Genomic DNA, 13108 nt, shown 5'->3' with positions numbered 1-13108 from the left:
CTGCTAACATTCGTCGATATCGATCTGATTGCGGAGTTTATGCCGGGGCTCGTGGGTTGTATGTGTGTCTATGACGTCATGTGTATCAAGGAAGGCATGTGCGCTATCGCCGCTCATGCGGTGCGTCGGGGAAGAATCTGTAGCCTTGTTGCCATGGGCGGATTCGCCTTTGCGATAATGCCGCATCATTTCCTTCTGCAGGTTCTCCACGCTCGGAGGAGTCCATGAAAGCGCGTTGGCTCCTGCGTTCATGGTGGACCGGATTGATTCCGGTGAGCCTCCGGAGCTGGCAATCAATGGAATGCTGGGGTATCGCTCTTTGATGCGGGCGACCACTTCTGGGGTATCTTTGCCTGCGGCAACGTTGATGATGCGGGCTCCGGCGTCGATCTTCCGCCCCACCATACTATTCCATCCGGTTACCGTGGCCACGACGGGAACGTGCACGATGGCTGCGACCCTGCTGACAGTTTCCGCGTCAATTGGCGAGTTCAGAACCACGCCGGCCGCTCCTTGCATTTCGGCGAACATAGCCAGTTCAAGCACGCGCGGCCCCGCGGTAGTTCCTCCGTCAACTCCAATGAATACTGGAGCCTGGGCCACCGACAAGATAGCCTGGTTGATGACCGGCTGGCCAGTGAACGGATATACCGCCAGAATCGCATCCGCGTTGGTATTGTGAATAACCGCAACATCGGTCGTGAAGGCGAATGATTTAAGCCATCTGCCTTGCAGCATGATGCCGGAAGCCTGCGCGATTTCTGCGGGCGCACGCACTTCGTCGGACCCGAGCGGATTCTCAATTGGCGTTGCCATGAATAGGTTCGTGAGTTCCTTGCCCATCATGCAACTCGTTTCAGGAATTGCTGTGAGGCAATGTGTCTATTGATGCTCGGCTTATCATATTTCATATACAGTTCTTTCTGCAAGATACAATTATGTATCCTGCTGGTGGATAGCATATACCATTTTCATAAGATGCACAAATGTATCTATTAATAAATCAGTACGTGTCGATACGGCGTCTAGCTGTACCAAAAAGATGGGGCAGGGCACGTATTCATGGCCTTCTCATAACTGTTATGTTCTCGACTTGCACAGTTGATGTAACTGTTATATTGTTATGCAAAGCAGCATAACAGTGTTGTCGAATGGTTGAATTCAGCAGACTACAAGAAAGGACATGATGAAACTGATCATCTCATCCGTGTCCGGCAAACCGATTTACGAGCAAATCAAGCAGCAGATACGTGCCGCCATCCTTTCGGGCGAATTGGCGCCAGGGGAGGCCCTGCCTTCCCTACGCAAGCTCGCCAAAGAGCTGCGCATCTCCGTGCTTACCGTCACCCGGGCATATAACGAGCTGGCGGACGAGGGCGTGGTGCGCAACATCCAAGGCAAAGGCACGTTTGTGCTGCAGCGCGGCAACGAAGTGATGCGCGAGCAATTATCGCGGCGCATCGCCGACAGCCTGCTGCAGGTCAGCATGGCCGCCAAGGCCGCTGACGTGCCCCTGCTTAATCTGCTCGACATGCTTGAAGCGGCCTACCGCAATGCCCCCATGCCTACGGACGATGGTGGAGCGGCATCAGCAGACGCCGAGGCAGGCGAAGAAGAAAGGAACGCGCATGACGGTCGATAAGCTGCAAGGCGTGATGCAAAGTACATTGCAGGGTTCAGTACCGCTCGCGCTGAGCATCGATGGCGCTACGAAACGCTACGATTCGGGCTTTACGTTGGAGGACGTGACCTTCGACCTGCCCGCCGGCTACATCATGGGGCTGATCGGGCCGAACGGCGCGGGCAAATCCACACTCATCAAGCTCATCCTCAACATGATCCGACGTGACGCAGGCTCGATATCCGTGCTCGGCATGGACAATATCCGCAGCGAGGAGGCGATCAAAGAACAGCTTGGCATCGTCTTCGATACGCATTACTTCATCGAGGCGTGGACTGTGCGTAAGGCCGGGCAGGCCATGGCACCGATGTACCCCACATGGAACCAGCAGGCTTTCGACAGCTATCTGCGTCGGTTCGGCCTTGACGAGCGCAAGAAGGTCAAGGAGCTTTCGCGCGGCATGCAGATGAAGCTCATGCTCGCCGTAGCGCTGAGCCACGACGCGAAACTGCTGATCCTCGACGAGCCGACGAGCGGCTTGGACGTGCTTGGCCGGGACGAATTAATGGACATCCTGCATGAGTATATCGAAGACGGAGCGCGCAGCGTACTCTTCAGCACGCATATCACCGACGATCTTGAGCACGCCGCCGACTTCATCGCCTATATCACTGGCGGGCGGTTGTATTACAGCGGCCCCAAGGACGAGTTCGAAGATTCCTTCCGACTGGTCAAAGGCGGTCCGGAGCAACTCGATGCCATCGCGGGTCAGACATTAGGGATTCATCGTTATGAGACGGGCTTCGATGCGCTGCTGCCCATGTCCGCCGCGAAAAAGTTACAGTCCAACGACATGAATCTGGCGATAGAACCGGTGTTAATCGACGACATCGTCAGGCTCACCAACGCGAAGGAGGAAACGCGATGAACGCTATTGCCAAAGCCGTGCGGCTGGATAGATTGCGGATGACCGCAAACGGCATGCTCTCCATGCTGGTCATGGCCGCGTTGCCTCCGGCCTTCGTGCTGCTGTTGGGCGGATTCGATGGGGTTTCCATCGTCGTGACCGGTGTTATCGAGGGAATGCTTATGACGGTGCCTGCTGCTCTCACCATGAATCTGTTTGTATACGAAGACCAGAACAATCACCGTCAGATGAACGCGATTGTGCCCATCGCCCGCCAATATCAGGTGGTCGGCCGCTATCTCATCATGGCCGTCGTGGATGTCTGCGCGGTCATGGATTTCGCACTCTGCATCGGCCTGACCTATGTGGTTGGCGGCGGGACGGACTTGACGTCCGCATTGGTCGGCCTTGCGGTCGTGTTTGGGGGCAGCATAGTCATGGAATCGATTCTGCTGCCGCTCATGTATCGATTCTCCTCCGCGGAGATCGTCCTGCTGCTCATGGTCGGGCTAATGCTGGTGGTGTTCGCCCTATGTGCGCTCGCCTTGCTTTTCAAGGCGCAGGTCACGGCAATCGTGGCATGTCTGGGTGCGCATGTGTTTGTTTTGATGCCTTTGACGGTGCTTATAGGAGTGGCGTTCGTTGCGATCGTGGTCGCGGCATCGCTCTCGATCTCGCTTCGCATCTATCTGCGCAAGGAGCTGTGAAGGCACGCGAATGCGTTGAATGCATGGGGATTCGCGCTGGCGGAGGCGTCCATGAACAAAGAATCGTGAAATAGCGCGGACGCACTTGGACAACGATGGTTCGTGGATGGTCGTGGATGGTTCATGGGTTGTTCGTTGGCGTGAGATGCGTAGGACTCGTTACCTGCAGCGACACTGTGACCGGGCTCAGGCCTCAAACGGCGTATCTCCGCTATCTGTAGTGCCTATAGCAGCAGTAACGCTGTTGGAGCGGCCCAAAACAGTCATGTGAAGCCACTCGGTCATCGACTCAGCCGAACAAGGCACTACAGATAGCTGAGATATACCCGTGTAGCCTCCGAGAAGCACTACAGATAAGGCCGTCATAGCGCCATGAGAGTGCTGAGAACGTCCGGCACGACCGGTCATCGCAGTCAGCGTACTAGCTGTTGTGGCCGTGTCGCCATGTCACAGTTTGGCCGCAGCGTCCTTGACGGCGTCGCGCATGGCGTCGATGTCGATGGCGCCGTCGAAGCGGGGCTGGGCGTGCTCTAGGTCGCGCAGGGATTTTGGCGCGGTGGTGCCGGTGGCGGTGGCAAGCGTATCCATGCAGTCGAAGTCGCTGCCGGATGCGTCGAGGCCAAGCGATTCATCGACGACGCGGGGGAACTTGTATGGGCTGGCGGTGCTCAGCAGCACGCGCGGCACTGCCGGGTCGCGCGGCATGCGCTGCATGACGAAGTAGCCGCAGGCGGTGTGTGGATCGATGACATAGTTGTTGCTCTCCCAGCAGTCGTGAATTGCCTCGCGCACCTGGTTTTCGTCGGCCCAGCCGGTGCCGAAAAGCGTGCGGATCTTGGCCAGCAGCGGTTCGGGTACTTCGAACGCGCCCCACTCCTTGAGGTCGCTCATGAGCATTTGAATCAGTCGCGGATCCTTGTCGGCCATGTAATAGAGCATGCGTTCGAGATTCGAGGAGACGAGAATGTCCATCGAGGGCGAAATCGTCTGATAGAACGGTCGCTGACGGTTGTATGTTCCAGTTGTCAGGAAGTCGAAGAGGACGTTGTTCTTGTCGCTGGCGACGATGAGATGCTTGACCGGCAGGCCCAGCAATTTGGCATAATATCCGGCGAGCACGTCGCCGAAGTTTCCGGTCGGCACGCAGAATTCCACGCCATCGCCCAGCGTTATCGCGCCGCGCTCCACCAGTTGCACGTAGGCCGAGAAGTAGTACACGACCTGCGGCACGAGTCTGCCGACGTTGATGGAATTCGCGGAGGAAAGCACCACATGATGCTTCTGCCCAAGCTCATTCGCCAGCTCCGTGTCGGAGAACAGCTCCTTGACGGCGCTCTGCGCATCATCGAAATTGCCGCGCACCGCGCAGACGTTCACATTGGAGCCGGCCTGCGTGGTCATCTGCAACTGCTGAATCTCGCTGACCTTGCCTTCGGGGTAGAAGACCGTGATGCCGGTTCCCGGCGCGTCAGCGAACCCGGCGAGCGCCGCCTTGCCCGTGTCGCCCGAGGTGGCGGTCAGAATCATGATCTTCTCTTGGGCGTCGCCGCCGGCAGGAGTGGTCCGCGCCATGAAACGCGGCAGAATTTGCAGCGCCACATCCTTGAAAGCGCAGGTGGGGCCGTTGAACAGTTCCAGCACGTAATCGTCGCCTAGGGGCTTGAGCGGCGTGATCGCCGCATCGGACCACTGCGAGCCATACGCCTCGGCGATGCACTGCGCGAGCTCGTCTTCACCGAAATCGTCAAGCAGCGCGCCGAGCACGGCGGCGGCGATCTCCTGATAGGACTTGCCGACCAGCGCTGCCACATCAACCGTCCGCTCGCCCAGCGCATCGGTGACGAACAGGCCGCCGTCCTCGGCCAAACCGCGCCGGATGGCCTGCTTCGCGCTCAGCGCCGTTGAACGCAGCGCCTCTCCGTTGATGGCATCATTGACCCCGCGTGTGCTGTGGAAGGTGTTCACGTCTCGTCCTTGGTAACTGGGAAATCGGATTAACGTCTTCCCAGTTTAGCGGCATCACTGGTCCGGCCTTGGCCCAGTCGTTGGTTCGCCGTTGGTCCGGCCCGGCTCGATTGATTGGTGCGCAGTTCATCGAGACGTCGCCGCTGGAATGCTGCTGCCGAAGCACCGCTGACAGAAACATCACATGATGTGCGCACTTCGTGATTGCAGTGTGATTTCAGCGCCACAAGGAAACGGCTCGAAACGCAGGCCATCCTGAGGTACGCTGTGGGGTATGACTACAGGCGAGAGCACACAATCAGGCGGGCGTATAGCGACACAAGCTGCAACGGCACAGGCTGCGGCACAGTCTGCACAGTCCACGGGCGCGAAGCGGGAACCGGATGAGTTGGATGCGCATGTCTTCGAGCGGGTCTGCGCGCTGGCGGATGCTGCCGCGCAAGCCCAAGCGACGCTCGGCCGAGCGAATGGCGAAGCGAGAAATGAACTGCTCGCAGCCCTTGCCGATGCATTGGACGCGCATGCGGACGAGATCGCTGCCGCCAATGAGCTGGACATGCAGGCTGCATTCGATTCGGGCATGGATGTCGGCAAGCTCGACCGGCTGCGCTTCGACGTCGAGCGTGTCGGCGCAGCGGCGCTGGGCGTGCGCCATGTGGCGACGTTGCCGGACCCTTTGGGCCAGACAGTGCGCGGCTACACGCTGCCCAACGGCCTGCGGCTCAACCAGATTCGCGTGCCGATGGGCGTGATGGGCATGATCTACGAAGCCCGTCCGAACGTCACTGTCGACGTAGCCTCGCTGTGCCTCAAATCGGGCAATGCGGTGCTGTTGCGGGGCGGGCATGCCGCGCAGCGCACCAATGCCGCCACGCTGCAGGTCGTCAGCGAGGTGCTGCAGGCGCATGGCTTCGAGCCGGCGCTGGTCGCCTCGGTCGATGAGTTCGGCAGAATGGGCGCCACGGCTATGATGCAGGCTCGCGGGCATATCGATGTGCTGGTGCCGCGCGGGGGAGCGGGACTCATCCGCGCGGTGGTCGAGCAGTCCAAGGTTCCGGTCATCGAAACCGGCGCGGGCAACGTGCATATCTATGTCGATCGCGCGGCCGACTTGGACAAGGCCGTGCCCATCATCATCAACGCGAAAACCCAGCGCGTCGGCGTGTGCAACGCAGCGGAGAAGCTGCTCGTGCACCGCGATGTCGCCGAGTCTTTCCTGCCGGTTGCTGCGCAGGCGCTCGCTCAAGCCGGGGTGACGCTGCGGGTCGATGAGCGCTCGTACGAGATTGTGTCGAAGAGCGATATTCAGGGGCTCAAGCTGGAACGTGCAACCGCCGAGGACTGGGACACGGAGTATCTCGCGCTCATTATGGGCGTCAAGGTCGTGGATTCGCTGGACGAGGCGATCGCGCATATCAACGCGCATTCGACCGGGCATACCGAATCCATACTCACCGAGGATTACGGCGCGGCGGGGGAGTTCACCGAGCGCATCGATTCGGCGGTGGTCATGGTCAATGCCTCCACAAGATTCACCGACGGCGGTATGTTCGGCTTCGGTGCCGAACTGGGCATCTCCACGCAGAAGATGCATGCTCGCGGTCCGATGGGCCTGCAGGAGATGACGACCACCAAGTGGATTGGCTACGGCAACGGGCAGGTGCGTCAATGAGCGGAGAAGGCGAGGAAACCGGGGAAACGGCAAACGCGCAGGCAGATAAGGCCGATATGGCAAGTATGACAGATATGTCAGGTATGGGCACGGCGGAGCTGAGCGCTTCCGAGCAGCTGGCCGTCAGGCGCGGCGTCGATCTGAACGATCAGCGGCTATGGCTGAAAATCGCCTCCGAACGCCTCAGCATCGTGCGCTATGTGTTCCTGGTGCAGGTCGAAGACGGCATCGCCTCGGCCTCGCAGCGTGCCGCGCTCGAATACGCGGATGCGGTGCTCATCGGCTGGCCTGACAATGATTCACCCGAAGTACGCGACTTGGAAAGCCATGAATTCGACACGGTCAGAAAGCTTATGGCGATTATGGAGCAGCATGTCGCCGATTTCACCGCACAGGAGGGCAAGGGCGAAGTCGACGCCATGAGCGACACGCTGGTGCAGATCACCGATTGCGTAGCTCAGGTGCGCCGCCTGTTCCAGCCGGACTTCCCGCTGCCGACCTTTGACGAAATCAGCAAGGTCGTGCAGGAGGAATGGAACGAGGACATGGGCAAGATCGACTCGCCGGACGTGGAGGCCAGCGCCGAGGGCATCGAGCGGCAGACCGAGCATGCCGACGAGCAGCGTGAAACCAGGCAATCCAGCGATATGGACGGGCGCGCAGCATGACTCGTAGCGCAGACGGCGGAGCATCCAGACCCAGACGGTATATGGTGGATTCCCCAGGCGGTGCCTCGGGCAGTGTTTCAGTCAGTGGCTCTGCCGGCCCGTCGGCTGGCGAAGAACGCCGCATGTCCGAGCTGTCGCTGCCGCAGTACAACGCCCGCCGTGCCCGGCGCTCGACGCGCGGCAACCGGCATGACCGCCCGCGCATCGGCATCATGGGCGGCACCTTCGACCCGATTCATAACGGCCATTTGGTCGCCGCTTCCGAAGTGGCATGGGTCTACGACCTGGACGAGGTTATTTTCGTGCCTACTGGCCGCCCCGTATTCAAGCTGGACAAGCAGGTCACGAACGCCGAGGACCGCTACCTGATGACGGTGATCGCGACCGCATCTAACCCCCAGTTCACCGTGTCGCGGGTCGACATCGACCGGCCCGGCATCACCTACACCATCGACACGCTGCGCGATCTGCACACCGAATACCCCGATGCGGAGCTGTACTTCATCACCGGGGCCGACGCCGTTGCGGAGATCCTGCATTGGAAGGACGCCGGCGGCATGTGGGATCTGGCGCATTTCGTGGCCGTTACCCGGCCCGGGTACTCCCAGCCACAGACAGCTTCCATTCCGATCTCGAAGAAGGTAGACGCCTTGGAGATCCCTGCGCTGGCCATCTCCTCGACCGACGTGCGCGGCCGTGCCTCGCGTGGAGAACCGGTGTGGTATCTCGTGCCGGACGGCGTGGTGCAATACATCGGCAAACACGGCCTGTACCAGGGCTGAGCAGCCTTCTGAAGGCCCCGCTGCGTGCCTGCCGACCGTGTCGAGCGGTCTGCGGACGCGGTTAGTATGGGTCGAGTCCACTTCAGCGAACAACGTTTGGAGATACGGTGAGCGCCATCCTCGCAGGCAAGCCCGATAAGAACCTCATACTCGTTACCGGCAGGGCGCACCCCAAGCTGGCTGCCGACGTCGCCAGTCAGCTTGGCATCGACGTCCTGGAGACCACGGCATACGACTTCGCCAACGGCGAGATGTACGTGCGCTACACCGAATCGGTGCGCGGCGCCGACGTGTTCGTGCTGCAGAGCCACGCCAATCCGGTCAACAAGTCGATCATGGAGCAGCTCATCATGATCGACGCGCTCAAGCGCGCCTCCGCCCGCTCCATAACCGCCGTATGCCCGCTGCTGGGCTATTCGCGCCAGGATAAGAAGCATCTGGGCCGCGAGCCCATCTCCTGTCGCCTGGTCTTCGACCTGCTCAAAACGGCCGGTGCCGACCGCATCATGAGCGTGGATCTGCATGCCGCGCAGTCGCAGGGCTTCTTCGACGGCCCGGTGGATCATCTCATCGCGATGCCCGTGCTGGTCGATTACATTCGCGACCGCTTTGCCGACAAGCTCGACAATGTCACCGTGGTTTCGCCCGATGCCGGGCGCATCCGCGTCGCCGAGCAGTGGGCTCAGCGCTTGGGCGGCGGCCCGCTCGCCTTCGTGCACAAGACGCGCGACATCACCCGGCCCAACCAGGCCGTCGCGCACCGCATCGTCGGCGACGTTGAGGGCAAGGACTGCGTGCTCGTCGACGATCTGATCGACACCGCCGGCACGATAGCTGGCGCATGCAGCGTGCTCAAGGAGTCCGGCGCACACTCGGTCACGGTCGTCGCCACGCACGGCGTCTTCTCCGGTCCGGCCATCGAACGGCTCAAGGAGTCCGGCGCGCGCGAAGTCGTGGTCACCGACACGGTGCCGATCGACGATTCCAAGCGCTGGGATGGGCTGACTGTGCTCTCCATCGCCCCGCTGCTGGCCAGCGCCATCCGCGCCGTGTTCGAGGACGGCTCGGTGGCCGAGCTCTTCGACACCTATCCCGAGCATCACGGGCAGGGCTTCCTGTTCGCATGACCCTGTGCGTTGCGCTGCCGGCGTTGCGGCATGCGGCGCGTCATAGGTCGCGGGGTATGGCATAATAATCACTTGGCAAGCTAACCCTTGCCGATCCCCCATGGTGTAATGGCAGCACACGGGTCTTTGGAACCCTTAGTCTTGGTTCGAATCCAGGTGGGGGAACGTTACGGTTCTCGAACTCGCGACGCGCGCGACTGCGCGGCGGTTCGGGGCCGGTGCTCTTACGGGGTGCAAACCGAAGAATTGGAGATATGACCATATGGTGTTGTCCGCCGCAATCATTCTCGCCGCCGGAGAAGGCACGCGCATGCATTCAGCCAAGCCCAAGGTGCTGCACGAATTCGCTGGGCGCACATTCCTTGAGCGTGTCATGTCCGCTGTCGCCGCACAAAGCCCCGACACGCTCGCCGTCGTCGTGCATTACCAGGCGCAGCGCGTGTCGCAGGCGGCGCAGGACTACAACGCGGATGTCGAAATCGTCATGCAGGACGACGTGCCCGGCACCGGACGCGCCGTGCAGTGCGCGATGGACCAGCTCAATGCCAACGGACCGCTTTCGGGGCCGGTGCTCATCGCCGCCTCGGATATGCCGCTGCTTGACGCCGAAACCCTGCGCAGCCTGCTCGACTTCCATGCGCAGAGCGGCAACGATGCCACGGTGCTCACCACGACGCTTGCGGACCCGACCGGCTACGGCCGTATCATCCGCGGCAACGACGGCGGCGTGCTGCGCGTTGTCGAGCAGAAGGACGCCAACCGCAGCGAGCTGACGGTGCATGAGGTGAACACCTCGGTCTACGTCTTCGACGCCGCCGTGCTGACGCAAGCTGTCGCCGGCCTTGACGACAGCAATGCGCAGGGCGAGTTCTATCTGACCGACGCGCTGGAAGTCGCGCGTGGACATGGCCGGGTCGGTGCCTACGAGGCCACGGATCCGCTGAGCGTTGAGGGCGTCAACGACCGCGTGCAACTGGCTTCGCTCGCCCGGCAGCACAACGTCCGTATCTGCGAGGACTGGATGCGCCGGGGCGTGACGATACTCGATCCGCAGACGACCTGGATTGAAGACGAGGTGACGCTGGACGCCGACGTGACCGTGCTGCCCGGCTGCTTCCTGCAAGGCCATACCGTCGTGCACGAAAACGCCGTCATTGGCCCGTATACGACGCTTATCGACGCGACCATTGACGAGGGCGCTACCGTGGAGCGTTCGCGCGTACAGGAATCGCATATCGGCGCATCCGCGAACATCGGCCCGTGGACCTATCTGCGCCCGGGCAATGACCTCGGCGCAGAATCGAAAGCCGGCGCGTACGTCGAGATGAAGAAGGCGCATATCGGCGCAGGCACCAAGGTGCCGCACCTGAGTTATGTGGGCGACGCCGACTTGGGCGAGCATACGAATATCGGCGGAGGCACCATCACGGCCAACTACGACGGCGTGCACAAGCACCACACCCGCATCGGCTCGAACGTCCATGTGGGCGCGGGCAACCTCTTCGTCGCGCCGGTCGAAGTGGGCGACGATGTCACTACGGGCGCCGGCTCGGTCGTGCGCCATGAGACGCCGGACGGTGCGATGGTCTACTCGGAGAACACGCAGCATATCGTCGAAGGCTGGAAGCCAAGCTGGGAACGGGAACAATAGTGGAAACAGCACGAATCACAGGAACGACACAGCTTGCGGTAACGACGCAACTTGCGAAGATTAAGGAAATCAGTGGGAACGACACAATCAGCACAGTCAGTACAGGCAGCACAGACGACAGAAACGGTGAGAGCATGAGCGCACAATCCAATACCATCGCGGCCGTGCGCATCGCCGCAGCAGCCGCAGACCGCTTGAAGGCCACGGATATCGTCGCCTTCGACGTGAGCAATCTGCTCGGCATCACCGAGATCATGCTCATCGTCACCGCCTCGAACGAACGGCAGGTGCTGGGCGTGGGACAGGAGATCGAAAAGGATCTCTACCTGCATGCCGAGAAGCTGCAGCCGCGTGAGCGCGAAGGACTCGCCGAGGCGCAATGGGTGCTGCTCGACTACGGCGATTTCGTCGTGCATATCATGCATGAGGAGGCCCGCGCCTACTATGGCCTTGAACGGCTATGGAAGGACTGCCCGCAGATCGATCTTGAGCTGCCTGCCACACCGCAGGAAGCGAACGATACGAACGATGCGCACGAAACGCACGAGTCTCAAGACTAGGCTCACCAGCCACTAGGGCTCTCGCCGCACATGTCGCCGCGCCCGCTACGAGAAAGGGATGAAATGCCTGAGACACAGCATGTCCGCTCGATTACGCTGGTGCGTCATGGCCGCACCGCGTACAACGCCGCTAATCGCATCCAAGGCCAGATTGACATTCCGCTCGACGAGGTAGGCCAATGGCAGGTGCGCCAGACGGCGCAGGCGCTGCAGCAGCTCTACGTGCAGCCCGAGACGGGTGCCGACAGCCGCTTCGTCGTCAGCTCCGACCTGGGCCGCGCCCGCCAGACGGCGCACGCCTTCGCCGATTCGCTCGGACTTGAGGTGCACACCGATCAGCGCGTGCGGGAGCGCAACTTCGGCGAATGGGAAGGCATGTCCGCCAAGGAGCTGGCGCAGCAATTCCCCGAGGACTACCGCTCATGGGTGCAGATGACCGGCGGCGAGCTGAGGCACGGCGCGGAAAGCAAGCAGCATGTCGGCGCACGCGGCGCCGCTGCTCTGCTGGACTGGTCTGCCGAGGCCGGCGAGAACGCCGACCTATTCGTTTTCTCGCATGGGGCGTGGATCGCGCAGACTCTGCAGGTCATGCTTCGCTTGGACAAAGTCGATGCGGATTTCATCGGCGTCATCTCGATGCGCAATGCCCACTGGGCCAGATTGGTCCCTTGCGCGGCATCAGACGGCGAGCTGCGCTGGCGTCTGGTCGATTACAACCACGGGCCCGCGCTTGCCGATACCGGGCAATGGCAGCATCCTGACCTCGCGCAGCGTTAGCGAGAGGCCGGTAGGGGATTGGTGAGGAGCTAGCGGAGGCTCAGTATCCTCGGTATCCACCTCGTTTATTCCCATCCGCACAAGGTCTTCACCACTGTACGCTGGCAGCACATAAGCATGGCTGAAAGCTGCGCGAACGTCGTTTGTTGGCTATCGTAATGCATATCGTGAAGGTCGGGAAATTCGACTGGTACGCCAGTTCCAGGTCACTGATGAACAAGGATGCGTAAGCGTTGCATGGTGGCAGGGAACGATTACTAGGAAACCGCTATCAACGAGGTTGTGACCAAAGGAGGAATCATGGGAATACTGGATGACGCAAAGGATTTCGCAAAGGACGCCGGCGATAAGATTGCCGATTCAACCAAAGATCTCAAGGACAAGGCCGCTGACGCATTCGACGAGGTGAAGGCGAATGTCAACGTCGCTGGGGCCGAAGCCGAGAAGAAGGCGACTGAAGCGAAGAACGACGTCAAAGAGGCCGTGCGCGAGGCAGGCGAGTAGTTCGTAAACGGCAGCGATGTAAGCGTTGCTCATGAGGCGCCCCGGGAAGTCACCCGGGGCGCCTCATGCGTGTGCACCGCATTCATACAGCTAGGATTCAGTGATCTCCGATGTCGTTCCTATGTCGTGCAGGTCGGGGACAATCGTGCGGTATGTGCAATTTTCAG

Annotated in this window: 12 protein-coding genes, 1 tRNA gene and 1 pseudogene; 12 read left to right on the top strand and 2 right to left on the bottom strand. The window is 60.8% G+C overall.

Annotated elements, in window-relative coordinates; translation table 11 throughout:
• Positions 1-3: 3 nt before the first annotated feature.
• Positions 4-843, bottom strand: coding sequence for a beta/alpha barrel domain-containing protein (locus tag DDF78_RS10825; protein WP_202613276.1), 840 nt, complete (start codon positions 841-843; stop codon positions 4-6).
• Between the two features lie 343 nt (positions 844-1186).
• Here DDF78_RS10825 and DDF78_RS10820 point away from each other — a divergent pair.
• The 3 genes and pseudogenes from DDF78_RS10820 to DDF78_RS10810 all read left to right on the top strand — a co-directional run.
• A pseudogene (locus DDF78_RS10820) lies at positions 1187-1552 on the top strand (GntR family transcriptional regulator); the annotation flags it as partial.
• 76 nt (positions 1553-1628) lie between these two features.
• Positions 1629-2549, top strand: coding sequence for an ABC transporter ATP-binding protein (locus tag DDF78_RS10815; RefSeq protein ID WP_434735084.1), 921 nt, complete (start codon positions 1629-1631; stop codon positions 2547-2549).
• Positions 2546-3235 carry an ABC-2 transporter permease gene (locus DDF78_RS10810; RefSeq protein WP_152581754.1) on the top strand — a complete coding sequence of 230 codons (690 nt, stop codon included), beginning with the start codon at positions 2546-2548 and terminating at the stop codon, positions 3233-3235. Before DDF78_RS10815 ends, DDF78_RS10810 begins: the two co-directional genes overlap by 4 nt.
• A gap of 447 nt (positions 3236-3682) precedes the next feature.
• Here DDF78_RS10810 and thrC read toward each other — a convergent pair whose 3' ends face one another.
• Positions 3683-5200, bottom strand: coding sequence for a threonine synthase (gene thrC / locus DDF78_RS10805; protein ID WP_415482387.1), 1518 nt, complete (start codon positions 5198-5200; stop codon positions 3683-3685).
• 388 nt (positions 5201-5588) lie between these two features.
• Between thrC and DDF78_RS10800 the strand changes: the two genes are divergently transcribed.
• The 9 genes from DDF78_RS10800 (at position 5589) to DDF78_RS10760 (ending at position 12941) form a co-directional block, all read left to right on the top strand.
• Complete coding sequence (locus tag DDF78_RS10800) at positions 5589-6872, top strand: glutamate-5-semialdehyde dehydrogenase (RefSeq protein WP_237564658.1); 1284 nt, start codon at positions 5589-5591, stop codon at positions 6870-6872.
• A 65-nt stretch (positions 6873-6937) separates the two neighbouring features.
• Positions 6938-7540 (top strand): phosphoribosylglycinamide synthetase, encoded by a 603-nt coding sequence (locus tag DDF78_RS10795; protein WP_415482400.1) that lies wholly within the window; start codon positions 6938-6940, stop codon positions 7538-7540.
• A 122-nt stretch (positions 7541-7662) separates the two neighbouring features.
• Positions 7663-8322, top strand: coding sequence for a nicotinate-nucleotide adenylyltransferase (nadD, locus tag DDF78_RS10790; protein ID WP_237564657.1), 660 nt, complete (start codon positions 7663-7665; stop codon positions 8320-8322).
• Positions 8323-8429: 107 nt separating this feature from the next.
• Positions 8430-9449 carry a ribose-phosphate diphosphokinase gene (locus DDF78_RS10785; RefSeq protein ID WP_152581757.1) on the top strand — a complete coding sequence of 340 codons (1020 nt, stop codon included), beginning with the start codon at positions 8430-8432 and terminating at the stop codon, positions 9447-9449.
• Between the two features lie 94 nt (positions 9450-9543).
• A tRNA-Gln gene (locus DDF78_RS10780) sits at positions 9544-9614 on the top strand.
• Positions 9615-9711: 97 nt separating this feature from the next.
• Positions 9712-11100, top strand: a complete 1389-nt coding sequence (gene glmU, locus DDF78_RS10775; RefSeq protein WP_152581758.1) for a bifunctional UDP-N-acetylglucosamine diphosphorylase/glucosamine-1-phosphate N-acetyltransferase GlmU — start codon at positions 9712-9714, stop codon at positions 11098-11100.
• 134 nt (positions 11101-11234) lie between these two features.
• A complete protein-coding gene (gene rsfS, locus DDF78_RS10770; protein ID WP_152581759.1) occupies positions 11235-11660 on the top strand; it encodes a ribosome silencing factor in 426 nt (141 codons plus the stop codon).
• A gap of 63 nt (positions 11661-11723) precedes the next feature.
• Positions 11724-12437 carry a histidine phosphatase family protein gene (locus DDF78_RS10765; protein ID WP_152581760.1) on the top strand — a complete coding sequence of 238 codons (714 nt, stop codon included), beginning with the start codon at positions 11724-11726 and terminating at the stop codon, positions 12435-12437.
• A 300-nt stretch (positions 12438-12737) separates the two neighbouring features.
• Complete coding sequence (locus DDF78_RS10760) at positions 12738-12941, top strand: hypothetical protein (protein WP_152581761.1); 204 nt, start codon at positions 12738-12740, stop codon at positions 12939-12941.
• Positions 12942-13108: the final 167 nt, after the last annotated feature.

The sequence above is a fragment of the Bifidobacterium tibiigranuli genome (assembly GCF_009371885.1).
Taxonomy (GTDB): domain Bacteria; phylum Actinomycetota; class Actinomycetes; order Actinomycetales; family Bifidobacteriaceae; genus Bifidobacterium; species Bifidobacterium tibiigranuli.
This window is presented reverse-complemented; position numbering and strand designations above follow the sequence as displayed.

What these genes read in the sequence shown, in the direction of transcription:
- DDF78_RS10825 (WP_202613276.1), bottom strand. Translation starts at nt 843, where the DNA reads ATGGGCAAGGAACTCACGAACCTATTCATGGCAACGCCAATTGAGAAT.
- DDF78_RS10815 (WP_434735084.1), top strand. Translation starts at nt 1,629, where the DNA reads ATGACGGTCGATAAGCTGCAAGGCGTGATGCAAAGTACATTGCAGGGT.
- DDF78_RS10810 (WP_152581754.1), top strand. Translation starts at nt 2,546, where the DNA reads ATGAACGCTATTGCCAAAGCCGTGCGGCTGGATAGATTGCGGATGACC.
- DDF78_RS10795 (WP_415482400.1), top strand. Translation starts at nt 6,938, where the DNA reads ATGACAGATATGTCAGGTATGGGCACGGCGGAGCTGAGCGCTTCCGAG.
- nadD (WP_237564657.1), top strand. Translation starts at nt 7,663, where the DNA reads ATGTCCGAGCTGTCGCTGCCGCAGTACAACGCCCGCCGTGCCCGGCGC.
- glmU (WP_152581758.1), top strand. Translation starts at nt 9,712, where the DNA reads ATGGTGTTGTCCGCCGCAATCATTCTCGCCGCCGGAGAAGGCACGCGC.
- rsfS (WP_152581759.1), top strand. Translation starts at nt 11,235, where the DNA reads ATGAGCGCACAATCCAATACCATCGCGGCCGTGCGCATCGCCGCAGCA.
- DDF78_RS10765 (WP_152581760.1), top strand. Translation starts at nt 11,724, where the DNA reads ATGCCTGAGACACAGCATGTCCGCTCGATTACGCTGGTGCGTCATGGC.
- DDF78_RS10760 (WP_152581761.1), top strand. Translation starts at nt 12,738, where the DNA reads ATGGGAATACTGGATGACGCAAAGGATTTCGCAAAGGACGCCGGCGAT.